Below are 24,171 nucleotides of genomic sequence, written 5' to 3'. Positions count from 1 at the left end.
TCATTAATTATTAACACGACAGTAAGATTATCTATTCAATTTATTATTTTTTTATATGAATCCTTATGCTATATAAAATTTTATATAAGTGGCTATTTTGGTTCGCCTTTCTATTGAAATAAGAATTACTATATGGTATTTTCAACTTGTTTGATAAATATTTTTTGGTGGTGATATTCTTGTCGTTAAATTTTAAGATAAGTATTAAAGTTGCTCCGTGTCATCGTCATTATTTTGCATTTCTTCATCAAGCGCTAAGTAAAGCTCATTACCTCCCATCTCATTATTCAATTATCCCCATACTCTTATGCGACTTAAGTTCAGCCCATATCAATGTTAATACTCTAATCATTGATAGCAACGGAGATTTTTGGTACTCCAACCAATCCTTAGAACAAATTTCACACAATATACTCCAAGACCAACACCTCTTCATACCTTTTAATAGTTGTTTAGATAGCCTTCTTTGGCTCAATTTACGCTATTGCTCCTATTTTAATACACTCGAAGATCATACTAATCGACAAACGGTTATCAAATACGGCTTCTTCTACTATCAATTAAATACTGATCGTAACTTATCTTTTATCTATCCCTTATCCATTCGATACCAAGCTTTATCTTTTAATAGCAATCGCCCTCATAACCCTCCTTCTATCTACTCTTTTAATCGCTTTGTAGATTTCAGCCTATAAATAGGCATAAACTTTTTAGTTAGAAAATAAAAAAACTTGATTGTCGCTACTAAACGACAATCAAGTTTTTTAAAAGAGTCCAAAGAATCTTTTTTTCTTTTTTCTTATTGATTTTGAGCGTTTAGCTTCTAACTTATGAATGGGATCTCCGTTAAAGATATCCCGAGCATTTTGTAAGAAATAGTCGACCTTTGCCTGACCAAAATCTTGTTCTAGTTGATTAAATGCAGCCTTCATATTAAATGGTCGAAAATCCACATGGTGGACGTCAGAAGCAATAACATGTGCTAAATTAAGTTCAATCATTTCTCTTGCTGTTTTTTGAAATTTTTCACCATATAAGCCCACATAAGAAGAAGAAGTGATTTGTGATAAACATCCCATCTGAATTAAGTCATATAAATCCTCATAATTTTCAGCTAATTGATGATTTCTTTCTGGATGCGCAATTAAAGGTGTTATTCCCATATCAATTAACTGCAATAGCATTTTAGGCGCAAATTCTGGGACTTTAGCAGTTGGAAATTCAATCAAATAATATTTATCCGATCCATCTAGAGATAATAAATCACCATTATAATAATCTTCCATAAATTGCTTGGTTAAGCGTATTTCTTGACCGGGATACACTTTAACTTGTAGGCCAGCTCTTTCGTAATCAGCAGATAATTTGTCCGTAAATTTTATAACATCCTCTTTATGATTAATAAATTGACCATTACGATGGTGGGGGGTTAAAACAATATGTTGGACCCCTTCTTCTTGACCCATTTTAGCTAGGTAAATAGAATCTTCTAGCGTTTGCGCCCCATCGTCTACTCCGGGTATAAGATGTGAATGTAAATCAACAATCATTTTTATTACTCACCCTTGCTATCTTTTTCGGAATCATGACCGTAACCATAACCATAATATGAATAATAGCCTGATCCTTCTTCACGCGGAACACCATTCATAACATATCCTAAAATATTCGCATTGACATTATCTAAGATTTCTTTCGCTTGGCGTACTTCCTCACGACGAACATAGCCATAACGTAATACCATCAAAATACCATCCACACGTGTTGCTAAAATTTGTGGATCAGCCACAGCAGTAATAGGTGGCGTATCATAGATTATCAAATCAAAATATTGATTCAACTCATGCATAATGGATGTCATACGAGCTGAACCGAGTAATTCTGAAGGGTTCGGCGGAATAGGTCCACACGGCAATAAGTAAAGACCTGTTTCGGGATTATGTTGAACTACCTGATTAAATTTGACCTCAGGATTGGCAATTAAGGTTGACAGTCCTTCTTTATTATCGATTCTAAAAGTTCGATGAAGGGTTGGCTTACGCATATCCGCATCAACAATCAAAACCTTTTTCTCTGTTTGAGCCATAACAACCGCTAAGTTTGCTGAAACGGTCGACTTGCCTTCAGCCGGAATACAAGAAGAAATTAGTAAACTCTTAAGCTTCCGATCGACTTGAGCAAATTCAATATTCGTACGGATGGCACGAAATTGCTCCGCATTAATAGATTGAGGAGATGTATAAGTAATTAAAGAGGTTCCAAATTCTTGATCTTTTAATAATTTGCTTTCTTTTTTCTTTCGAGTATTAAACATGCTAAACCTTCTTTCTAGTCCGTTTTTGTGATTTACTACTTGCTATACGAGAACTTTTCATTTCTTTATTTGAAAGTTGATAAATATGTCCTAAATCATTCATTCCTAGACTTGCCATAAATTCATCATCTTTGACGGTTGTGTCAGAAATTTCGGATAATATAATAATTAAGATGGCTATCGCCAGACCCATTAGGGCCCCAATAATTGAATAAATTGGCAAACTAGGAGAAACTCGGTTTGGGTTAAAAGAAGCTGGAGAAAGAATAAAAATGTTGGTATCTTCTCCCCCATAAATATCGCTGACTGTTTCTTCAAAAACTGTAATCACATTATAAAGAACATTTTGAGCAGCTTGAGGAGACTCAAGCTGAACGGAAACATAAAAAGCTTGTGAGTTTGGTGATTGTTCCACCGTAATAGCATCTTTTAAATCTCCTACCGAATAAGCCTTATTGGCATCATCGCTCACTCGATTAAGAACACTGTCACCCGTGATAATATCGCGGTAAGTATTAATCAACTGTGAGTTAGCTTGTAATTCACTGTATTGGATAGGCGATTGTCCCATTCGCTCTTCTGATTGATTCACTAAAAGCTGAGCCGTTGAGCGGTAATTAGGTGTTACAAATAAAATCATAAAAGCAATCGCCAAAATAATCCCTAAGAGTATTAAACTAAATATTTTAAAAGCATGCTTAGTAAATAATTTCCATAAATCTTTTAAGCTAATTTCTTCTTGTTGCATGTTAACCTCCGTATTGTGTGCTATCATTAGCAAATTTTATTATCTTTTCTTTCATAATTTTAGGCTGATGAACCGACTCTTTCAAACTTTCGACAAATTCCAAAGTCTCTTGTAGTGGAATTGGTACAACTTTTCCAACAAATATTTGATCATTTAATTGATTTTCAACAAGTTCTGATCCGGTCAATAATTCTTCATAAAGCTTCTCACCTGGTCGAATACCTGACTCTCGAATACCGATTTCTTCAACTGTATGCCCGGAAAGGAGAATCATTTTCTTGGCTAAATCAAGAATTTTAACAGGTTCCCCCATGTCAAGGATAAAAACTTCACCATCTTGGGCAAAAGTTCCAGCAAAAACAACTAATTGGCTGGCTTCTGGAATAGTCATAAAATAGCGAATCATTCTAAAATCTGTAACTAACACAGGACCTCCAGCGGCTATTTGCTTTTTAAAAGCAGGAACAACACTGCCTCGACTGCCCAGTACATTTCCAAAACGAACTGCACAATAAAGGGATGCTGACTGCTTGTTCATGCCAGTGATAATTAACTCAGCTACTCGTTTAGTCGCTCCCATAATATTAGGGGGATTGACCGCTTTATCCGTAGATATCATTACCATTTTAGACACTCTAGCTTGATCGACAGCTCGTGCGACATTGTATGTGCCCAAAATATTATTTTTATAAGCTTCGACCGGGTTAGCTTCCATTAAAGGTACGTGTTTGTGAGCAGCCGCGTGATAGATAATATCAGGTTGATATTCTTTAAATATTTCTAATAGACGGTCATAGTCTTGGATATCCGCAATAACCGGAATATATTGAATCATACGTTCGTTATAAGTTTTAATCATCTCATGATAGATAAGATAGATAGAGTTCTCCCCATGCCCTAATAAAATAACTTTTGCTGGATTATGTTTAGAAATTTGACGGGTTATTTCAGATCCGATAGACCCTCCTGCTCCCGTTATTAGAATGGTTTTCCCTTCTAATTCCTTTCTCATAGCAGTTTCGTCTAGTTCGATTTCCTGACGGCCCAAAAGGTCTGAAATCTTAATTTCACGCATGGATTCTTTTGGTTGATGGATTCCTAATAAAACGTCTTCAACTTTTGGCATATTATAAACGCGCACACCTAATTCGTTACAATAACGAAGTATTTCTTCATATTTTTCTGGTTTCAGGGAAGGAATAGCAATGACAGCTTTTACGATATTGTACTGCTTAGTTAATTCCGTAAGTTGTTCTAAGCCCCCTACTACCTCGACGCCTCCTATATTCATACCAATTTTAGAGTGGTCTTCATCTAGGATAGCAACCACTTTTTCGTTTCTTGGATGACGTTGGTAAGCATTCATAAAAAGTGATCCACCGTCTCCTGCTCCAATTAATACAATATTTTCTCTATTTTTGTTATCGATATTAGTGACTCTGTTTTTAGTGTGATAAATATATTGCCATAATATTCGTAAAGCACTGATTGCAACTCCTGCTAGACCTGCTACTATAATTAAATAGCGAAAAGAGAGCCATTTAAGCACTATAGATAAAATCAACCCAGAAATTAAATTGGCAAAAATAACAATTAAAAATAAAAGCGAAAAGTCGACCATAGTCGCATAGCGCTTTATACGTGAATCGACTTTAAAATGCTTAGAGACTGCATAATATAAACCAAAGGACAATAATAAATGTCCCACATAAAACTGCATTGGGACTTTGAATATACCTAAAAAAATGACTAAAGCAACAATTGTTGCTAGACAAAAAGCTAAAAGGTCACTGACTGCCCATATCAATCGTTTGTGGGCAAAAGGTAGGTTTTCTACCCATTGAACGAAACGAAGTGATAACGTCTCTTGGTTTCTTAACATGCTTTCATTCCTCACTATAATCTATTAGCTATATAGAACATTATCTTTCTCTAGTACGTCCTAATTTTGATAGCCATATTATCTCTATCATTTTACCGATATTATTAGGCACTTTCAATGTGTTTAAGGACAAATTTCATTAAAACTATCTAATTATAGTCAGGAAAATAAAAAAAGCAAACGATTTAAGGTTAAAACCACCTTAAATCGTTTGCCTAATCAATTTATTTAATTGACTTACATCATACCCATACCTGGTTGGGCAGGCATTTCAGGTTCGTCTTTAGGAATTTCAGCTACGACAGCTTCAGTTGTTAATAATAAAGCTGCTACTGATGCAGCATTTTGTAAGGCTGAACGAGTTACCTTAGTTGGATCAACAATACCAGATTGAATCATATCTTCAAACTGATCCGTTGTTGCATTATAGCCTGTTCCTTCTTTTGAAGAAATAATTTTATTGACGATCACTGAGCCTTCACGACCTGCATTTTCAGCAATTTGACGAACAGGTTCTTCTAAAGCACGAACCACAATCTTCACCCCAGTTGCTTCATCATCAGTTTCTGTTTCTGTGGCAGCTACTTGATCTTTAATGATTAAGTAAGCTGCTCCTCCACCCGCTACGATTCCCTCTTCAACAGCAGCGCGAGTGGCATTTAATGCATCTTCAATACGTAATTTAACTTCTTTTTGTTCGGTTTCAGTTGCTGCTCCGACTTTAATGACTGCTACACCACCAGCTAATTTGGCTAAACGTTCTTGTAATTTTTCTTTGTCATAGCTTGAAGTAGTTTCTTCTGCTTGGTGACGAATTAAAGCTACACGTTCTTTAATAGCTTCGGATGAACCAGCACCTTCAACAATCGTTGTGTCATCTTTAGTCACAGTCACTTTTCCAGCTGAACCTAAGTGGTCGATGGTTGCATCTTTTAATTCAAAGCCTAATTCTTCAGAAATTACAGTAGCTCCAGTAAGAATCGCAACATCTTCTAACATCGCTTTACGACGGTCTCCAAATCCTGGTGCTTTAACTGCAGCTACATTTAAAGTTCCGCGTAATTTATTTAAAACTAAAGTTGGTAAAGCTTCCCCTTCAACATCTTCAGCAATAATCAATAACGGACGGCCAGATTGCATTACTGCTTCTAATACTGGAAGCGCATCTTGAATGTTAGAAATCTTGCGATCTGTAATTAAGATATATGGATTTTCTAAATCTGAAATCATTTTTTCATTATCGGTTACCATATATTGTGATAAGTAACCACGATCGAATTGCATACCTTCTACAACTGATAATTCAGTCTCAATGGTTTGAGAATCTTCAATAGTGATTACACCATCGTTGCCGACTTTTTCCATAGCATCAGCAATCAATTCGCCAACCTTTTGGTCTCCTGATGATACAGCTGCTACTTGTGCAATCGCTTCTTTAGAAGATACAGGTTGTGATAATTCTTTTAAAGCTGCTACAGCTGTCTTAGTTGCTTTATCAATTCCACGACGAATACCAACTGGGTTAGCACCTGCTGTAACGTTCTTCATTCCTTCACGTGCAATTGCTTGAGTTAAAACAGTGGCAGTCGTTGTTCCGTCTCCAGCTATATCATTGGTTTTTGAAGCTACTTCTTGCACTAATTGAGCACCCATATTTTCATAACGGTCTTCCAATTCTATTTCACGCGCAATGGTTACCCCGTCGTTTGTAATAAGTGGAGAACCGTAAGTCTTATCTAAGACAACGTTACGTCCCTTAGGGCCCATTGTTGTTTTAACCGTATCTGCTAATAAGTCTACCCCGCGCAATAAAGCTGCACGTGCGTCTTCTGAGAATTTCAATTCTTTTGCCATTTATACCGCTCCTTTATATCTTTTTCTATTGAGTTCTTTATTAAATATCTTTTATTCAATAATTGCTAAAGCTTCTTTTAATTCGATAATAATAAATTTTTCACCTTGGTCTTCAATCTCGGTCGCTGAATAAGATTTATAGATAACTTGATCGCCAACTTTAATTCCGTCTTCTGATTCTATTTCAGGACCAACCGATACTACTTCACCAATTTGTTGTTTTTCTTGAGCAGAGCTAGGTAACACAAAGCCGCTTGCTGTTGTTTCTTCGACTTCCTTTGGTTTTAGAACAATACGTTTTGCTAAAGGTTTCAACATGAAAATCCCTCCAAATTTTATTATTTAGCACTCTGTTGATATAAGTGCTAATCACAATTAATATATTAGACCATCTTTGATTAAAAAGCAAGAAATAGATATAAAAATCTCATTGTTTTTTCCTAAAACCATAAAAAAACTTCTCACTATAAATAGTAAGAAGTCCAATCATTTTCTATTCTCTTGCTAACTGATCAGCAATTTCTTCTTGGTTAATGAAATAAATCAAGGTCTGCAGTTCATTGGTTAAATCAACATTTTGTACGCGAACACTTTCAGGTACTTCAAAACGTAATGGGGTAAAGTTCAAAACTCCCTTTATACCAGCAGCTATTAATCGTTCCATTATTTCGTCTGCATATTCTTGAGGAACAGTTAAGATAGCCACATCGATTGCTTGGATTTCTAATTGCTCTTCTAACTCATCAATCGAATAGATAGGAATGCCCGAATGGACAGTTCCAATCAAATCAGGATTGACATCAAAACCGGCACCAATTCTGACATTATTAGATTTTCTAAAGTTATAGTTTAATAAGGCATTCCCTAATGATCCAACTCCGATCAAGGCAGTGGTTGTTAGACGATCTTGATTGAGTGTCTTCCCAAAAAACTGAAGCAAATATTCCACATCATAACCATAGCCTCTTTTCCCAAGGGCTCCAAAATAAGAAAAATCACGCCGAATGGTCGCACTGTCAACTTTAACAGCATCACTGAGTTCGGTTGATGAAATGCGCGTCTTACCAGCATTGTATAAGTATCGCAAATAACGATGATAAATTGGCAAACGCTTGGCCGTCGCTCGTGGGATTTCTTTCACCATTCTACTTCCTCCGTTCATCCTAACTTTCACTTGTTTGTGTGTTTTCTCACAATTTGATAAGTCTAGTATATCATCAAACGAAGATAATGCCAATCAGTAGAGAGTCTTTTTTAAAAAAAATTCACAAACTTTTTAAAAAGCCAGTTGAATCGAAACTAGTGAGAGTTTAATAAGCGTGCTATAATGGGAGAGATTGAACAAAGGGGGATGGCCCGTGATTTTACTACAAGCAAACAATATCAGTCGTCGTTTTGCCGATGTGACTTTATACGAAGACGTTAACTTTTCGATTCAAGAACGTGACCGAATTGCATTGGTCGGACGTAATGGAACGGGTAAGTCAACTCTAATTAAACAAATCATTGGTGATGAACCCATCAATGATGGTCAATTTAGTCGTGCTAAAAAGCTAAACATCGGTTACTTAGAACAACATATAGCAGTAGATTCTCTTTTAACTGTTTGGGATGAAATGCTGTCTCTTTTTTCTAAAAAATTAGTTATGAGAGACCAAGCCCAAGAAATTGCTGACAAACTAGCGAATCTAGCTGATCAAGGTGATACTCAATCTATTTTATATCAAGAGACCTTGGCCCAATATGATCAAATTCAAATGGAATTACAAGCAAAAAATGTCTATCAAATCGAATCTACTATTCGAACTGTTCTTCATGGGTTTGGTTTTTATCCGGAGGATTATGATCAACCTATTCAAAGTCTATCTGGAGGCCAAAAGACTCGTATCGCCTTAGCCAGACTCTTATTACAAGACTATGACTTATTAATTCTGGATGAGCCTACCAACCATTTAGACATGCAGACTTTAAGCTGGTTAGAAAAGTTTTTAACCACCTATCAAGGCGCACTTTTAATCGTTTCTCACGATCGCTATTTTTTAGATAAAGTCGCAACTCAAATCTATGAAATTCGCGACCACCATCTACATCATTATCAAGGTAATTATTCTTTTTATGTCCAAGAAAAAGCAGCTCGCATGGAACACGCTCAAAAACAATATCTCAAACAGCAAGCTGAGATTAATCGTTTAGAAGAATTTGTCCAAAAAAACATTGCCCGTGCTTCCACTACTAAAAGAGCCCAAAGCCGACGCAAACAGTTAGAAAAGATGGACCGCATTGAAGCACCTAAACAAGATGCTAAGGCTCCTCGTATTCAATTTTCAATTGCCAAAGAATCGGGTGAAAAAGTTATTCAGGCAGAAAATTTGAGTATTGGTTATTCTCCTACAGATGTTCTTTGTCAAAACATCAACCTTGACCTGACCAAGCAAAATGCTATCGCTATTGTTGGTCCTAATGGAATTGGGAAAACAACTCTTCTAAAAACTCTTTTAGGCTATCTTCCAGTTATCGATGGTACAATTAAGAAGGGAACCAATGTCCAAATTGGCTACTACGACCAAAACGTCAACCATCTGTCTGGCGACGTTACCGTACTCGAGACCCTTTGGCGTGCTCATGATACAACAGATGAGTGGAAAATCCGTTCCATTTTAGGCTCTTTTCTTTTTAGTGGAGAAACGGTGGAAAAGAAAGTCAGTCTGCTCAGTGGTGGTGAAAAAGCTCGTTTAGCCTTAGCTCTTTTAGCGGCTGATCACGATAATACCCTATTGTTGGATGAGCCAACCAACCACTTAGATATTGATTCGAAAGAAGTCTTAGAAGAAGCACTCATTAACTTTAACGGAACGCTGCTATTTGTTTCTCATGATCGTTACTTTATTAATCGGATTGCTACTCATGTTTTAGAAATAGCTGCTGACAAGAGCCAGCTTTATCTTGGCGATTATGATTACTATTTAGCTAAAAAAGAAGAATTTGAAGCCTTTGAAGCAGCTGAGGAAAATAAGAATGGGCAAAAAGAAGAACTTATCTCTGCTGGTCAGCTGTCTTATGAAGAAAATAAAAAAATAAAAAGTGAACTAAGAAGACTACAGAAATTAGCAGACGAAGCTTGGACTGATAACGAAGCTCTTGAAGAAATGATCGAAAAAGATAAAGAAATGATGCTCGAAGCAGCAAATGCTAACGATCATCAAGCATTAATTGCTATTGATCAGAAAATAAAAGAAAAGCAAGAAACTAGTAATCAGTTAGTTACACAATGGGAAGAATACAGTCTGGCTATTGAAGACTATCTTGAAAAATACCCCGATTTAAAATAAATTTAAAAACACACACTGAAAATTTCAGTGTGTGTGTTCTTTATAGAGTCATACCTGGTCTGGCATTGGCTGCTAAATCCGTATATTCTTCCTTTAATAACTTTGGATAGGCAGCTGCTCCAATCATGGCTGCATTATCTCCGCATAATGCTAAAGGTGGAATTAAAAGTTCTACATTAGGGTAGTGAGCTTCAAACAGGCTTTGTATGCTTGCTCTCAATTCACTATTGGCGGCTACTCCGCCGGCTAAAACAAATTGCTTAATCTCTGGACGATTTTCCAAAGCCTTGCTAACTTTTCCCGTTAAAACATCCACACAGGCACGTTGAAAACTCGCTGCTAAATCAACTGGCTGGATGCTTTCTCCTCTTTGGTTAGCGTTGTGAACCAGGTTCATCACCGCACTCTTCATACCTGAAAATGAAAAATCTAAGTTATTCTCATTTAACATGGCACGAGGGATTGAATAAATTTCTGGGTTTCCTTCTTTAGCCATTTGATCAAGATACTTACCTGCTGGATAAGGTAAGTCTAGCAAGCGGCCTACCTTATCATAAGCCTCTCCTACCGCATCATCTTGCGTTTCACCAATGACTTGATAATTATTCGCCGACTTCATAACCACCAACTCAGTATGTCCACCACTGACAATTAAAGCCATTAATGGAAACTCTAAGTTTTTAATAAAGCGGCTGGCATAAATATGTCCAGCTAAATGGTTGACAGCAATTAAAGGCTTTTTATATAAATAGGACAATGTCTTAGCTGCAGTAACTCCAATTAATAGAGGGCCAACTAGCCCAGGACCTTGGGTCACTGCGATCGCATCTACCTGATCAATCGATTCTAGTTGGGCTTCTTCTAATGCTAACTTCAAAACTTGACTGATTTGTTCGACATGGTGACGACTAGCTACCTCAGGGACAACACCGCCAAATCGCATATGACTCTTTACCTGGGAAGCAACAATATTCGCTTTAATATGACAGCCATTTTCTATCAAGGCTACACTCGTCTCATCACAAGACGATTCAATGGCTAATATTAAATTTTCTTCTTGCATTGGCTATTCCTCCTACTCAAATGTTAACTGCATAACCCAGCCATCTTCAACCGGATCATGATAATAGTTAGGCCGTTCATCAATTATCTTAAATCCCACTGCTTGATATACGGCAATAGCCACCTGATTACTGACTCGAACTTCCAAGTTAACTTTTTCTACTTTATTTTCTTGAAATTGATCTAGAAGAGCTCTTAAAAAAGCTTTTCCCCTCCCTTTGCCTCTGTATAGAGGACCAACCCAAAAATAATGTATGTTTGCTTCTTCAAAAAGGACTTGTCCGCCACAACAAGCCACTAACTCTTGGGCGTCGGTCCAAATCCATAATCTAGCATAAGGACTCTGCCATTCTTGAATGGTGGCATCCGCTGACCAATTAAAACTTTGAGCAATGGCTAAGATTTGCTGAAGTAAAGCAGGTTCTTTATCTGCTTTTGCGATTTCTTTAAGCATCATTTCTTTATCTCCTTACAAATGACAGCGGAGAAAGAGAGCCGTTTCGCCATTATCTTCATAGTAGAAAGGTTTTTTGTTCTCAAGGACAAAGCCTTGTTGATAATAGATTTTTTGGGCATGCGTATTGCTTTCTCTTACTTCTAAAGTTACCGACTTTCTATCCAATTCACGACTGATTTGAAGCCAAATCTTTAATAAATAAGAACCCAAACCGTGTGATTGCCACTCAGGTTCAATGACTAATTGGCTAATATGGGTATTATTAATTAAACACCTACCCGTAATCATTCCAATAATTTTTGACTTATCAGTTGCTAAGTCTTTTGCTTCAATAACTAAGTATAAAATCTGTGGATTTTTATGCCAATCCCTTTCAAAATCAGATAAATCCCAAGCAATATAACCTGCGTAACCTTTTTGCTCTAACTGCACTAAAGCTTGTAAGTCAGTCTTTTTGGCTAATCTTACTCTGCATTGGATGTTTTTTTGTTTTTTTTGCCTTATTAGCGCTAAAGAATCAATATAAGGGCTAATTTGAGTCATTGCTTTATGTCTTACTTTAGTTTTCTCTTTAAAAGGATTAAATACTCGTTTCATTAGTTTGCTCAACATAACTTTCATTCTTTTCTTGGATTTGATTAGTTTGTTTGGCTGCCCATTCTTGTTCTGCTAAAGTCAAATGTGCATAGAAAGGCTCAAAAATATCTACATCTTCAACATGCTTTCGTTCAATGTAAGGCACTTTACCAACCTTTGGCCAAGCATATTGACCTGTTACAAATCGATGCTGAATACTTTGCTGAGAAAGGCTTTCTTTAACAAAGTTAGTAAGATTATTTTCATGGGCACTCAGGAATATTAACTGCTTAAGGTCTGTCTCGTTAAATTGTGGCAAGAGTTTCTCTTGAATCCAATCTTGCCAGTCAACATGATCATCTTTAATTTTATTTTTCAATAAACCATCTTGCCAGTGATAGGCCGCTGTGTAGGCTGTCCCTCTTCGCGCATCCATAATAGGAATAATCCAAGTTTTCCCACCATCATCGGCCACTTGACCTGCCATAATCGCTAGACTGGAAAAACTCTCTAAATGACTTTTTTTGGTGGAAGTCCAAACCTTCGCCATTGTTGCTCCAATCCTCAAGCCTGTATATGAACCAGGACCTCTCCCTAACCAAATTTGGTCAATGGTTTCCCTCTCCCACTTAACAGCAAGTAATAGCTGTTCCACCAAGGGTAGAAGGAAGGCCCCGTGTTGCTTGGAGACATTCGAATTGACTTCGATGATCAATTGATCCTCTTCAAAAAGAGCTAGAGATAAAACATCGGATGAGGTATCTAATGCTAAACTTCTCATCATGGTCTCCTTTCAACCTATTGGTTATTTTTTAATACGCTCTTGCAATCCAAACTGTTTCTTTAGCTGGCTTCCCAGATACAAGGCATTTATCTTTCTTAACCAGAGCATTTTCACCTGCAAAATAATTTTCAAATGGTAAATTACGTGTTGTAAAGCCTGTTAATTCCTTAATCTTAGCTTCTGATTCCTCACTACCATCCCAGCCAACTAATACCCAACCTGGGGTTTCATTGGCTGCCTTTTTATTTTCAATATGGTCAATCAATTCATCTAGAGTATCAATATGAGTATACATATTGGCCTGATTGCGTTGGCGAGCTTTTTCTAAAAGACGATTTTGCATTAAGGCTAAAGCTTGATGAACTTGTTCAGCCAAGCCATCCATTGTGATGGCATTTTTTTCATCTTCATCTCTGGCTTTCATAATCACTTGATTATTTTCAATGTCTCTTGGACCCACTTCTATACGAATAGCCGCTCCACGCAACTCCCACTCATTAAACTTATAACCTGCTGAGTTATCTGAATCATCAATATAAGTTCTAACACCTGCTGCTTTTAATTGAGCGTCTAAGTCTTTTACTTTTTCAAGCACTTGGTCTAATTTTTTCTTAGGTCCAACGGGAATGAAAACAACCTGCTGAGGAGCTATGGCTGGTGGTAGAACCAATCCTTGATCATCTGAATGGGTCATAATCATTGAACCGATTAAGCGGGTCGAAACACCCCAAGAAGTGGTATGGGCATAAACGTGCTCATTATCTTTATTTAAATAACGAATATTAAAAGCTTCTGCAAATTTAGTTCCCATATAATGAGAAGTTCCTGCTTGCACAGCTTTACCATCTTGCATCATGGCTTCAACTGAAAATGTTTGCACCGCTCCGGCAAAGCGCTCCGAAGGAGTCTTCTCACCTTTGAAGACCGGTACTGCTAATAATTCTTCTAATAATTCAGCATAGATTTCTAGCATACGCATGGTTCTATGACGAGCATCTTCCTCATCAGCATGAGCAGTATGTCCTTCCTGCCATAAAAACTCAGAAGTTCTTAAAAAAGGCAAAGTGCGTTTTTCCCAACGGAAAACATTGGCCCACTGATTAATTTCATAAGGTAAATCACGGTAGGAATTAATCCAATTAGAAAACGCATCGCCTATCATGGTTTCTGAAGTCGGTCTTAAGGCCAACCTTTCTTCCAAAACTTCACCAGCTGCTTCAGTTACCCATGGCAGTTCTGGACTAAATCCTTCAATATGATCTTTTTCACGAGTAAAGAAAGACTCAGGAATAAGCATTGGGAAGTAGGCATTGCGAATACCTTCTTCTTTTAAACGCTTATTAAAATATTCTTGAATATGTTCCCAGATTTCATAACCATTTGGTTTAAAGATTATACAGCCTCTGACTGGTGAATAATCCATTAAATCTGCTTGTTGAATTGTTTGTAAATACCATTTCGAAAAATCTTCTTTACGAGTAACCATTATTTTCCTCCTATAAATAAAAAATAACTGCCTTCATCCTATCAAGGACGAAGCACAGTCAGTCTCCGCGGTACCACCTTATTTGCATCTTAAAAATGCCCACTCAAGGCGATAAAGGAGCCACCTGATTTCAATAAGATAGTAGGTTCATTTGCTGAGTGGGGAGACACTTCCATCCTCTGCCTCTTGCTGGGGACCATCTACAAATTACTAGTCTATTTTCACTTCTTATTATAAAGAATCAAGGAATAAAAACAAGCCTAAGTTATTCTAAAACAATAGCATCACCTTGAGAATTAAGATCGTAATCAGGCAATTTACCAAAATTCTTTAGTGGCCAATAAATAAAAGTAGCTTTACCAATTACCGAATCAGAGTCTATCAAGCCAAAAGTTCGTCCATCAACAGAATTTTGCCGATTATCCCCCATTACAAAAAACTTGCCTTCAGGAACTACATCTTCACCTGTATATTTATACATTTCAAAATCTTCGGTAAAGTTTCCACCACCATTCGCTTGATACTCTTGCGCCTTTTCATCTAAGTAAAACTCATCCACCATCTGTCCATTAATTATCAGCTGATCATCTTGATAAGCAATTTTATCGCCAGGAACTCCAATCACACGCTTCACATAAAGCTTGGGTTCTTTACCGGGTAGTGGATTAGGTTGAGGGAAAATCACAACATCAAAACGCTCGATATCTGATAGTTTCCACATCCAAACCTTTTCGCCATCTTCCAAAGTATGTTCCATTGAGGAACCATCTACCGAAAAGGGTTGTGCAACATAATGATAAAAGGTAAATAATACAGCTAACCAAATAGCCATATATATTAACCAAGAAAAAATCTCTTTAAAAAATCGTTTTGTCTTCTCCATAAGTCACCTCTAAACTTTCTGTTTCTTATTTTATAACTTTTCCACCAAAAATGCATCTTGTATTGGTATTCTTGTAAAAAAATATGCTATTATGATTTTAATTCGAAAATTATGAATTAAGTGTGTTATTTGAGCTGTCTTATTTTATTTGACATTCAAAAATGTTAAAATAAGTTTAATTACTTTGTTGATAGTATTGGAGGAATAAATAATGAATCGTAAACCTAACCCTGGCCCTTCGCGTAGCCGGATGCACCAAAAAAGAAAACGTCGTTTTTCTTTTTCAACTCTTATCGGTGTTCTATTAATTATTGTGGCACTAGGGCTTTTATTAGTGAACCCCTTAAAGAACTACCTCATTCAAAATAAAACCAATGATATTCAAATTTCTAATATGACTCGTGATCAAATTCTAGCTAACCAACAAAAAGATGTCACTTTTGACTTCGAGGATATTCAACAAGTAGATCCTTTTACCGTTATTTCTAGTAGTGTGAATCCTAAGGACCTACCCGTTATTGGCGGAATTTCAATCCCTGAATTAAAGATTAACTTACCAATTAATAAAGGAACATCTAATGAAGGCATGTTCTTCGGAGCAGGAACGCTCTCGGCTGATCAAAAAATGGGTGAATCCAATTATGCCCTAGCTAGCCATCACATGTATGATCAATCTTTACTTTTTTCTCCACTTAAAGACGCAAAAAAAGGACAGAAAATTTATATGACTGATTTAGATAATATCTATGTTTATGAAATTTCTTCCATTTTAGTAGTAGACCCTTCAGCCGTTGAAGTGCTAAACCCTTCATCTGAACCAATTGTTACCTTGGTTACTTGTACTCAGGATTTTGTTAACCGAATCATCGTGCAAGGAAAACTAAAGGAAAAAGTTCCAATTGACGATGCAAGTAATGAAATGATGAACGCTTTTAAAATTGAAAGAAAAATAGCTAACAATACTTAAGCAATAATTAAACTGCCTATTCACTTTATAAATGGAGTGAGCAGGCAGTTTTTATTAATTAGAATCTAAGTCCATTGCTAAATCGATGGCTAAAATAGTTGCTAAAACCAAAACTGTATCTACACTTTCAGCTAGGATGTCCATTTCAAAGGTATCTGACCAAGAAAGAAACTTTTTCTTTATACGAGCTATTGGCTGTCTTTTAGAGTCTTTAATCATGTAATCATGTTGAAAAATACTGCCATCAACTACCCAATCTACCCCTTTTACCACATACTGAGGCTTAAAGAAGGTAAATTTTTTATGAATTCGACAAAAGAATTTACCCTCTTGGATGACATCGACTGTCGGTAAAAGTGATAAAACTTTTTGATTAACTTCACATAAAACTTTTCCTGATTGAACATCAAGAATTTTTGTTTTTCGACCGATTGAAATTAATTTACTATCTACTCGATATATTGGGCTTTTATTTTGATCATAAATATCAAAATCTTGTTTAAATGACCACATTTTTTGTTTCATATAGAGCTTCATAAAATCCCTCCTCCTATTCTTATTTTATCACACGGACCTAGTTCTGCTCACCTAATTAGACATAATCAAAAAAACAGTAGGTCTTTTGAGACCTACTGAATCTTTCTGCTCTAAGTAAAAATAATTAATTTAAGTATACAGTTGAACCGGTTTCTAAATATAAAACATGTTCACAGATATTGGTAATATAATCACCTATACGTTCTAAACTAGATACTAAATCAATCGTAAAGATTCCTGCTGGAATACAATCTTCGTTGGTAGCCATTCTTAAAGTAACTTCTTCAAAAACAAGATCATACTGTTTGTCAATTTGGCTATCCATAAGGGCAATCTGACTAGCCTCTTGAATATCACCATTTTCGATGATACCTGCTAATGGTTCAAACATTAACTGTAAACGTTCTACCATTTGATTCACAATAATCATCACGTCTTGATAATTTGAAAAATCAGGCTTATTTCGCTTGATACGTTTAGCAATTGTAGTAGTATGTTCTGCAATACGCTTGAGTTCAACACTAGTATTTAGCAATGCAAATATATAACGAAGATCTGCTGCAACGGGTTGCTGTAAAGCGACTATAAGATAGGCATCTTTTTCTAATTCAACAGATAATTCATTAATTTTCTCATTCATTTCAAGCGTTGAAACTGCAAGCTCATTATCTGAGGCAATAACTGCTTGATGGGTGTTATCAAAAATACTTTGCGTTAAATCAAACATTTGGTTAATTTTTTTAAACAAACCTTGTAATTCTTGTATATAAATTTTTCGCATATTTTGTCCTCCCTTCTAGAATTTATTTTATCATCTGCTTATTATAACAACATTGTAAGCGCTTGTCAAACTGCCTAGATTGCTTTTAAAATAAAAAGTTCTCACCATTAATTATAGCGAGAACTTTAATTATCAATTAGTTATTAAATGAGACATGTACGTGGTCATAATGGTTTTGTGTCACACTACCACGATCTTCCATTTGTTGCCATTGGCCGTCTGTCCAATGGCCATAGATTTGTTGTTTCCAGATAACATAAGCGATATTACTATTACCCATATTAGCTACTGCATCTGCAGCGATTTGGTCGCCTAATGCTGAACCTACGGGCACCATAAAGTCAACAGCTAATCCTTTACCATGGTCTCCGCTATCTCCAGGTCTTAGCCCGTATGCAGCAACTCCATATTGATTAGCAATTCGACTACCATAATTAGCCGCTGATTGTGATACACCAGCTAAGGTCGATGGTGTCGTATAATCATTACTTACTTCTTCAATGACTTCCTCTACAACTTTCTCAGTAACAGGCACTTCTTCTACTATTACTACTTCTTCAGTGACCTCTTGAATAGCTGTTGTTGTTTTTGTCAACTCTTCTGACGCTAGTGGTTGTTCAACTTCCTCAATAACACTTTCTATTTCAACAGCACTAGATTGTGTTGTCTCAACTTCAAGCTCTTCAGCTTCAATAACTTCCTCTTCACTTACAGGGTTTACTGTAACTTCTCCAGTAGTTGAAACTTCCTCAATAGTCCTGTCCACGACTTCGTCAGTTAAGACTTCTTCTACTAGAGGGAGCTCGTTTAATAACTCTTCAGATGATTCAGCAACTTCTTCTAATTGGACTGTTTCTTCAGCTATTGCTAACTCTTCTTCCACATCAAAATCATCTGCTTCACTGACATTTAAAATGATCTCTTCAACTACAACTTCTTCTTCAAGAACAACTGCTTGATCTTCAGTTTCAACTTCTGGAGTTAGACTGACTGGAATGTCCATTTCAAATGTTTCCCCAGCGGATGTTTCAACGTTTAACTTTTCAGCTTTATGATTAATATCATATTGAGCGACTAGTTTTGTTTTTGGGTAAATAAGGTTAACATTTTCAATTTGGTTAGCTTCAGCAAGAAAAGCTAAATCAATATCCATCGCTTCAGCAATTGCTCCAAGGGTGTCTCCATATTTAACAATGTAAGTCATTTGATTATCTTCATCTACCATTAGTTCAGCACTTATTTCTTCAACCGTGCGCGCATTCCAATTCTGAGCAGATGTAATCGCCACAGGCGTAAGCATCAGCATTAGAGAAGCACCTAAACTCACTTTCTTATTAAATTTCATTTATATACACCTCAATAGTTTATTTTCTTAAGTAATTGTAGTTTAAATCAACTACTTTTCTTAAACAAGCTTTGAACAATCAAATCAAAGAATTGATTTGGATCTGTAACCTCTCAAACATATTAGGCCGTTTTATGTAATCTGTTTGTAAAATTTCACCTTTCTTTCAAATTTTTATGCTAGAATTATTTCAACAAATCAATAAAGGAGGGTTATTATGGCTAGAATTAAATCGTTTGATGGTATTAAAGGAATTGCAATTCTTTTTATTATTCTCTATCATTTATGGCCAACTATTTTCCCCGGTGGATTTTTGGCAGTCAATCTTTTTCTCGTTTTAGGAGGTTATTTTTTAACTATAAAACTTTACCAAGATAAAAGGGTAGAGTCTTGGCAATCATTATTCTTTCTTTTCAAAAAAACAGTCCAACGCTTGTTCTTTCCGATGATGTGGTTAATTATATTAATTTTATTTTTCCTTCAAATTTTTAACCCTCTCATACTTAAGTCTATGCGCAACGAACTGTTTGCTAGTCTCCTTTTTGCCAATAATTACTTTCAAATTCTAAACGGTCGCTCTTACTTTACGGATATGGCTGTAACTTCTTATTTAACACACTTATGGTATGTAGCCGTTTATCTCCAATCCTTTTTAATAACTGGACTCTTAGTCTTCTTAAGCAAAAAAATAAAAGTACCTGCTATCTATTTAGGCCTATTTTGGCTCTTTATCTTTAGTCTATGTACTTTCTTAACTGCAAATGGTTATTCCTATCAAAAGGATCCCTCAAACATTTATTATAGTTTTCAAACGCGGTATGCTTCTTTTGCGATAGGGATAGCGACTTATTACCTTATTCTAGTAATCCAAGAAACAGTTGAAGAACTTCAAAGACGACAATTAAGGATCCATTACTTCTTTATCGTGATAATAGCTCTAATTCTATTGCTTATTCAGTTTCTTTCTCAATCCGATCAAGAAGCAGCAGGCTATTTATTAGGACTTCCTTATTCTAATTTATTTACTGCCCTATTTATTTTAGGTGCTGGGCAGAAATTCATCGTTTTTGAAAAGCTATTAGGTAACAAAATTTTCACTTGGTTAGGTAGAAGATCTTATAGTATATATCTTTGCTATTATCCTTTATTAGTTGTCACTTTTAGTTTTCAACGTTTATTTGCTAATCACATGAATGTTTTAAAATTAATCGGCCTATGCTCAATTATCCTTTTTTCTTCTATTTTTTATTATATTTTTGAGTCTAATCGTTTCCATATACTCTTCTCAAACAAAATCAGCCTAAGGAGGAAGCTCTACTGGGTTAAAAAATATTTACATTTCCAAAATAGCAACAAAAAAGATTTTGCCTTTGCAACAAGCTATCTTTTTTTAATAATTTCTAGTTTGTTTGGCCTGCTTCGAAGTGATAATCATATACCACTAGCTTTATTTGATCTCCAATATGGAATCTACGCTACCAATCCCAATCCATTTAGTCCTTATTATAAAGTGGATCAGTCATTTAAAAAATCTCAAAAACGTTTAAATGATTTTGATCAACTAGCAGCTAGTAATTTTTCATATTCCATCAACCAAACAACACTAGCGGATAAAGTCATACAATCTATCCAAAAAGACTCTATCTTAAATCAGATTGCCAGTCTTTCTCAAGAAAAAAGACAAAGATTCGAAGAAATTCAACAGCAATTTCCTAAGCTGGCAACTATCCTCAGCCCGCAAGAAATACTCTATGCTAATGACCTTCCAGTCACATTATTCGGTGATTCAGTGGCTCAATTTATTGGAGCTAATATTAACACATTTTTTGATCAGGCTAATGCATTTGGTTATGTTAGTTTAAACATTTGGACATCTTACGATAAATTCCAAGCGCTTATAGACCAGGGTTTAGTGAAGGAAAACTTAGTCGTTAACTTAGGAACTAACGGGGGGTTGGATGTCCCGGCCGTTGAAAAATTGATAAAGATGGCTGGTGAGCGAGAAATATACTTAGTTAACTCAAACTCTGACATCGAATTTTTAGATCAAATTGATCAAGTGATTCAAACACTTACTCAAAAATACTCTAATGTTCATTTAGTTGATTGGCGAGCTATCTCAACAGGTCATCCAGAATATTTTCGAGAAGACGCTATTCACCCAAGTGTGGAAGGTGCGGAGTTTTATCTTTTAGAATTGGCTAAAACAGTCTATCAAAATCGTCTTTAATACATTCAACCTCAGATGGAAACTAGCCATCTGAGGTTTTTTGTACTTATTTATGATAGGCATGATTGTTTAAAATGCGGAAAGCTCGATAGATTTGTTCAATTAAAACTAGTCGTATCAACTGATGAGGAAGCGTTATTCTACCAAATGAGATAGCTTTATCACTTGTTTTTTTTAATCGTTCAGCCAATCCTAAAGACCCGCCAATAATAAAACTAATGTGCGAGTGTCCATAAGTAGCAAATTGATTGATTGATTCAGCTAAATCCTCTGATGATATTAAGTCTCCCTCAATAGCTAAAACAAAAACTTTACTTTGTTTATTTAATTTCTTCTCTATGCGCTCAGCCTCTTGTTCTAAAAGCTGTTCAACCTCCGTGTCAGTCATTTGCTCTTTAGTTGATTCATCGGCTACTTCATGAATTGAAACCTTTGCATAAGCTGACAATCTTTTGAGATATTCAGACATTCCTGCTTTAATGTACTTTTCTTTGACTTTGCCCACACAGATTATATCAACACGTATCATTCCTTACTCCTTTCATTAGGTGGATAACTGTTAATAAAACAAAGACTTATCCACAGTTTATTTTAAATGCTGTGGATAAGCCTGTATATTTGTGGATAAACTAGTAAGGAACTGCACTATTCGATTCTTCAGACTCTTCTTCGGATGGGAAAGGCTGAATTTCTGTCGGGTTTTCAACCGCTGCTTCTAAAGTGATTTCTATCTCCATGTCTTCTTTAGCACGGCGGATAGATAATTTCACTTTATCGCCAACTTTATATTCATAAAGGAATTTTTTCAAGTCATTAATCGTCTCTATTTCCTTGCCATCAATAGCACGTATCAAGTCGTACTCTTTAAGACCAGCTTTAGCAGCAGACCCTTCAGGTTCTACTTCACGGATAAAGGCCCCCTTTACATCTTCATCATTCAAGCCCATTACTTGGGTGCGATAATCTGGATGGACTAATCTCAAGCTAGTATAACGGATGCCCAATACAGGTCTAACGACTTCGCCGTTTTTCTCAAGTTGGCCAATAATATCCACTACATCTGAAGATGGAATGGCAAAGCCCATTCCTTCGACATCGGTCGCTGATAGTTTGCTTGAATTAATTCCAATTAATTGGCCGGCAGAATTTAAGAGGGCTCCTCCTGAATTACCAGGGTTGATGGCCGCATCCGTTTGCAGTAAACTCATATCCCAGTCTGGTACACCATCGCCATTTAAATCCACTGGCACAGATCGATCTAAACCAGAAACAATCCCTTTAGTTACTGATGTTGCAAACTCACTACCTAAGGGTGAACCAATTGCAATAGCGACTTGTCCAACTTGAACATTATCAGAATCAGCAAATTCTAAGGATTTACTTGCTGCAGAAGCATCAATTGTTATTACAGCTAAATCACTTAAGGCATCACTTCCAATAATTTCTGCTTTGACAGTTTCACCATTTTTTAAACGAACTTCTAAAGCATCTGCTCCTTCAATTACATGATGATTGGTAACAATGTATGCTTTATCGCCATCTATGCGATAGACAACTCCTGACCCTTCTCCAATCACTTGCAAATCTTGATCTTCTTCATCTGGTATGAAGTATTGGTTATATTGATATTCCCAAAAAGGATCTAATCCTTGATAACTTTTTTGCATGTTTGCAATGGACACCACTGCCTCACTTGCCTGATCCACTGTGTCTACCATATTCTGTTCATTTTCTGGTAGTTGAACAGAGTCGGCAGTTTTAATGGTGCTTTCCACCTGAGAGGGTTCTTGTGAAAAGGCCGAAAAATCATTATTAAAACTCAAACTACCTGCCAATAATAATGATAGAGTCATGCCTGAAAGACCCACAAATATTTTACGCCAACGTTTTGTGCCATCATTTTGATTATATTCTTCTCTCATTTTACTATACGTCCTTTCTATTATACTTACAGAATGAACTATAACACTGTTTTTTTAAGAAAGTATGAATTATCATCGTTAATTTTAAAGTGAATTGTAGAAATTTGAGATCTGTTTATATTTTTTTAATAGGTGTGGCCTTAATTGGATCTGTCATATGAAGTTTTAAATCCCTTACAGTATCCACATCATAAGCTTGTAAAGTGTCTTCCATCGTTAACATGGCTAATTCTTTGGTATTATTATCCTGACTTAAATGTCCGAGGTAGATATCTTTGGTTTTGGATCCCATTAAGTCTCGGATAGCTAGTGCTCCATCTTGATTAGATAAATGACCTTTATCACTAAGAATACGTTGTTTTACAGACCAAGGATAAGGACCATATCTCAAAAGTTCAATTTCATGATTAGCCTCTATTAAATAGGCATCCGCATTCCTAAGTTGACTGCGCAATCGATCGGAAACATAACCTGTATCCGTCAACATTACAAATTGTTTATTGCCTTTTTGAAAGGCATAAAACTGTGGTTGGGCTGCATCGTGACTCACATTATAACTCACAATATCAATATCACCCAATTGTAACATGGTCTCCGGTTCAATATACTGCTTGTTTTCTGGAGCAATCTCACCAATCATTCGATCCATGGCCTTCCAAGTTTCTCTATTAGCATATATAGGAAGATTGTACCGTCGAGAAAGAACTCCCACCCCATGAATATGATCTTTGTGCTCATGAGTGACGAAGATAGCATCGATTAGATTAAGGTCTCGATCGATTTGTTTAAATAAAGCCTCAATTTTTTTCCCACTTAAGCCTGCATCAACTAGAAATCTTTTTTGGCCCGATTCAATATAAGTGCAATTGCCAGTTGAGCCACTTGCTAAAATTGAGAAGCTTAAATCAGTCCGTTGAGCTGAAATATCTTCTATCTTTTCTTTAGCCGTTTGACTTTGATAGTTGGTATATAATTGTTGCTCAAATTTTAACTTTGCTTCTTTCATTTGCGTTC

The 24,171-nt window shown here is 36.1% G+C and carries 23 protein-coding genes; 4 read left to right on the top strand and 19 right to left on the bottom strand.

Features of this window, described 5'->3' with window-relative positions; genetic code table 11:
- Positions 1-179 precede the first annotated feature (179 nt).
- A complete protein-coding gene (locus tag ACQV2P_RS05035) occupies positions 180-695 on the top strand; it encodes a hypothetical protein (protein WP_428874012.1) in 516 nt (171 codons plus the stop codon).
- 69 nt (positions 696-764) lie between these two features.
- Here the strand turns inward: ACQV2P_RS05035 and ACQV2P_RS05030 are convergent, their stop codons facing one another.
- From ACQV2P_RS05030 to ACQV2P_RS05000, 7 genes are all read right to left on the bottom strand, one after another.
- Entirely contained in the window at positions 765-1,550 is a 786-nt protein-coding gene (locus ACQV2P_RS05030; RefSeq protein WP_428882424.1) for a tyrosine-protein phosphatase, read from the bottom strand.
- Positions 1,551-1,555: 5 nt separating this feature from the next.
- On the bottom strand, positions 1,556-2,314 hold the full coding sequence (locus tag ACQV2P_RS05025) for a CpsD/CapB family tyrosine-protein kinase (RefSeq protein WP_428874009.1): 759 nt from the start codon (positions 2,312-2,314) through the stop codon (positions 1,556-1,558).
- A 1-nt stretch (position 2,315) separates the two neighbouring features.
- On the bottom strand, positions 2,316-3,062 hold the full coding sequence (locus ACQV2P_RS05020) for a YveK family protein (RefSeq protein ID WP_428882425.1): 747 nt from the start codon (positions 3,060-3,062) through the stop codon (positions 2,316-2,318).
- 1 nt (position 3,063) lies between these two features.
- Positions 3,064-4,944 (bottom strand): polysaccharide biosynthesis protein, encoded by a 1,881-nt coding sequence (locus ACQV2P_RS05015; RefSeq protein WP_428882426.1) that lies wholly within the window; start codon positions 4,942-4,944, stop codon positions 3,064-3,066.
- A gap of 237 nt (positions 4,945-5,181) precedes the next feature.
- Positions 5,182-6,798: a chaperonin GroEL gene (gene groL, locus ACQV2P_RS05010; protein WP_428874006.1), complete on the bottom strand. Its 1,617-nt coding sequence runs from the start codon at positions 6,796-6,798 to the stop codon at positions 5,182-5,184.
- Positions 6,799-6,849: 51 nt separating this feature from the next.
- Positions 6,850-7,116, bottom strand: a complete 267-nt coding sequence (locus ACQV2P_RS05005) for a co-chaperone GroES (protein WP_428874005.1) — start codon at positions 7,114-7,116, stop codon at positions 6,850-6,852.
- Between the two features lie 175 nt (positions 7,117-7,291).
- Positions 7,292-7,942 (bottom strand): redox-sensing transcriptional repressor Rex, encoded by a 651-nt coding sequence (locus tag ACQV2P_RS05000; protein WP_428874003.1) that lies wholly within the window; start codon positions 7,940-7,942, stop codon positions 7,292-7,294.
- A 214-nt stretch (positions 7,943-8,156) separates the two neighbouring features.
- Here ACQV2P_RS05000 and ACQV2P_RS04995 point away from each other — a divergent pair, with 214 nt between their 5' ends.
- Positions 8,157-10,127 (top strand): ABC-F family ATP-binding cassette domain-containing protein, encoded by a 1,971-nt coding sequence (locus ACQV2P_RS04995; RefSeq protein WP_428874002.1) that lies wholly within the window; start codon positions 8,157-8,159, stop codon positions 10,125-10,127.
- Positions 10,128-10,167: 40 nt separating this feature from the next.
- Here the strand turns inward: ACQV2P_RS04995 and tsaD are convergent, their stop codons facing one another.
- From tsaD to lepB, 6 genes are all read right to left on the bottom strand, one after another.
- Positions 10,168-11,190 carry a tRNA (adenosine(37)-N6)-threonylcarbamoyltransferase complex transferase subunit TsaD gene (tsaD, locus tag ACQV2P_RS04990; protein WP_428874001.1) on the bottom strand — a complete coding sequence of 341 codons (1,023 nt, stop codon included), beginning with the start codon at positions 11,188-11,190 and terminating at the stop codon, positions 10,168-10,170.
- 12 nt (positions 11,191-11,202) lie between these two features.
- Complete coding sequence (gene rimI, locus ACQV2P_RS04985) at positions 11,203-11,646, bottom strand: ribosomal protein S18-alanine N-acetyltransferase (RefSeq protein WP_428876472.1); 444 nt, start codon at positions 11,644-11,646, stop codon at positions 11,203-11,205.
- Between the two features lie 12 nt (positions 11,647-11,658).
- Positions 11,659-12,243 carry a GNAT family N-acetyltransferase gene (locus tag ACQV2P_RS04980; RefSeq protein WP_428894696.1) on the bottom strand — a complete coding sequence of 195 codons (585 nt, stop codon included), beginning with the start codon at positions 12,241-12,243 and terminating at the stop codon, positions 11,659-11,661.
- On the bottom strand, positions 12,227-13,003 hold the full coding sequence (gene tsaB / locus ACQV2P_RS04975; RefSeq protein WP_428873997.1) for a tRNA (adenosine(37)-N6)-threonylcarbamoyltransferase complex dimerization subunit type 1 TsaB: 777 nt from the start codon (positions 13,001-13,003) through the stop codon (positions 12,227-12,229). The genes ACQV2P_RS04980 and tsaB overlap by 17 nt, the downstream gene beginning before the upstream one ends.
- 31 nt (positions 13,004-13,034) lie before the next feature.
- Positions 13,035-14,492 (bottom strand): proline--tRNA ligase, encoded by a 1,458-nt coding sequence (proS, locus tag ACQV2P_RS04970; RefSeq protein WP_428873996.1) that lies wholly within the window; start codon positions 14,490-14,492, stop codon positions 13,035-13,037.
- A gap of 265 nt (positions 14,493-14,757) precedes the next feature.
- On the bottom strand, positions 14,758-15,375 hold the full coding sequence (gene lepB / locus ACQV2P_RS04965) for a signal peptidase I (RefSeq protein WP_428894695.1): 618 nt from the start codon (positions 15,373-15,375) through the stop codon (positions 14,758-14,760).
- A gap of 211 nt (positions 15,376-15,586) precedes the next feature.
- Between lepB and ACQV2P_RS04960 the strand changes: the two genes are divergently transcribed.
- A complete protein-coding gene (locus ACQV2P_RS04960) occupies positions 15,587-16,342 on the top strand; it encodes a class A sortase (RefSeq protein ID WP_428873994.1) in 756 nt (251 codons plus the stop codon).
- A gap of 54 nt (positions 16,343-16,396) precedes the next feature.
- On the opposite strand, the gene ACQV2P_RS04955 is transcribed toward ACQV2P_RS04960, so the two are convergent.
- From ACQV2P_RS04955 to ACQV2P_RS04945, 3 genes are all read right to left on the bottom strand, one after another.
- The gene (locus ACQV2P_RS04955) at positions 16,397-16,879 is read right to left on the bottom strand and encodes an LURP-one-related/scramblase family protein (RefSeq protein ID WP_428873993.1); all 483 of its coding nucleotides are present in this window, start codon (positions 16,877-16,879) and stop codon (positions 16,397-16,399) included.
- A gap of 124 nt (positions 16,880-17,003) precedes the next feature.
- Positions 17,004-17,660, bottom strand: a complete 657-nt coding sequence (phoU, locus tag ACQV2P_RS04950; RefSeq protein WP_428873991.1) for a phosphate signaling complex protein PhoU — start codon at positions 17,658-17,660, stop codon at positions 17,004-17,006.
- Between the two features lie 136 nt (positions 17,661-17,796).
- Positions 17,797-19,005 carry a LysM peptidoglycan-binding domain-containing protein gene (locus ACQV2P_RS04945; RefSeq protein WP_428894694.1) on the bottom strand — a complete coding sequence of 403 codons (1,209 nt, stop codon included), beginning with the start codon at positions 19,003-19,005 and terminating at the stop codon, positions 17,797-17,799.
- 217 nt (positions 19,006-19,222) lie between these two features.
- On the opposite strand from ACQV2P_RS04945, the gene ACQV2P_RS04940 reads away from it, so the two are divergent.
- Complete coding sequence (locus ACQV2P_RS04940) at positions 19,223-21,235, top strand: acyltransferase family protein (protein ID WP_428894693.1); 2,013 nt, start codon at positions 19,223-19,225, stop codon at positions 21,233-21,235.
- 46 nt (positions 21,236-21,281) lie between these two features.
- On the opposite strand, the gene rlmH is transcribed toward ACQV2P_RS04940, so the two are convergent.
- The 3 genes from rlmH to ACQV2P_RS04925 form a co-directional block, all read right to left on the bottom strand.
- On the bottom strand, positions 21,282-21,761 hold the full coding sequence (gene rlmH / locus ACQV2P_RS04935) for a 23S rRNA (pseudouridine(1915)-N(3))-methyltransferase RlmH (protein WP_428874024.1): 480 nt from the start codon (positions 21,759-21,761) through the stop codon (positions 21,282-21,284).
- A 103-nt stretch (positions 21,762-21,864) separates the two neighbouring features.
- A complete protein-coding gene (locus ACQV2P_RS04930; RefSeq protein ID WP_428873988.1) occupies positions 21,865-23,157 on the bottom strand; it encodes a S1C family serine protease in 1,293 nt (430 codons plus the stop codon).
- A gap of 115 nt (positions 23,158-23,272) precedes the next feature.
- The gene (locus ACQV2P_RS04925; protein WP_428876480.1) at positions 23,273-24,163 is read right to left on the bottom strand and encodes an MBL fold metallo-hydrolase; all 891 of its coding nucleotides are present in this window, start codon (positions 24,161-24,163) and stop codon (positions 23,273-23,275) included.
- Between the last annotated feature and the right edge of the window lie 8 nt (positions 24,164-24,171).

This window comes from Facklamia sp. P12932, from assembly GCF_050409545.1.
In the GTDB taxonomy this organism is placed as follows: Bacteria; Bacillota; Bacilli; order Lactobacillales; family Aerococcaceae; genus Facklamia.
The sequence above is the reverse complement of the archived record's forward strand: the minus strand, read 5'-3'. Positions and strand labels throughout refer to the sequence as shown.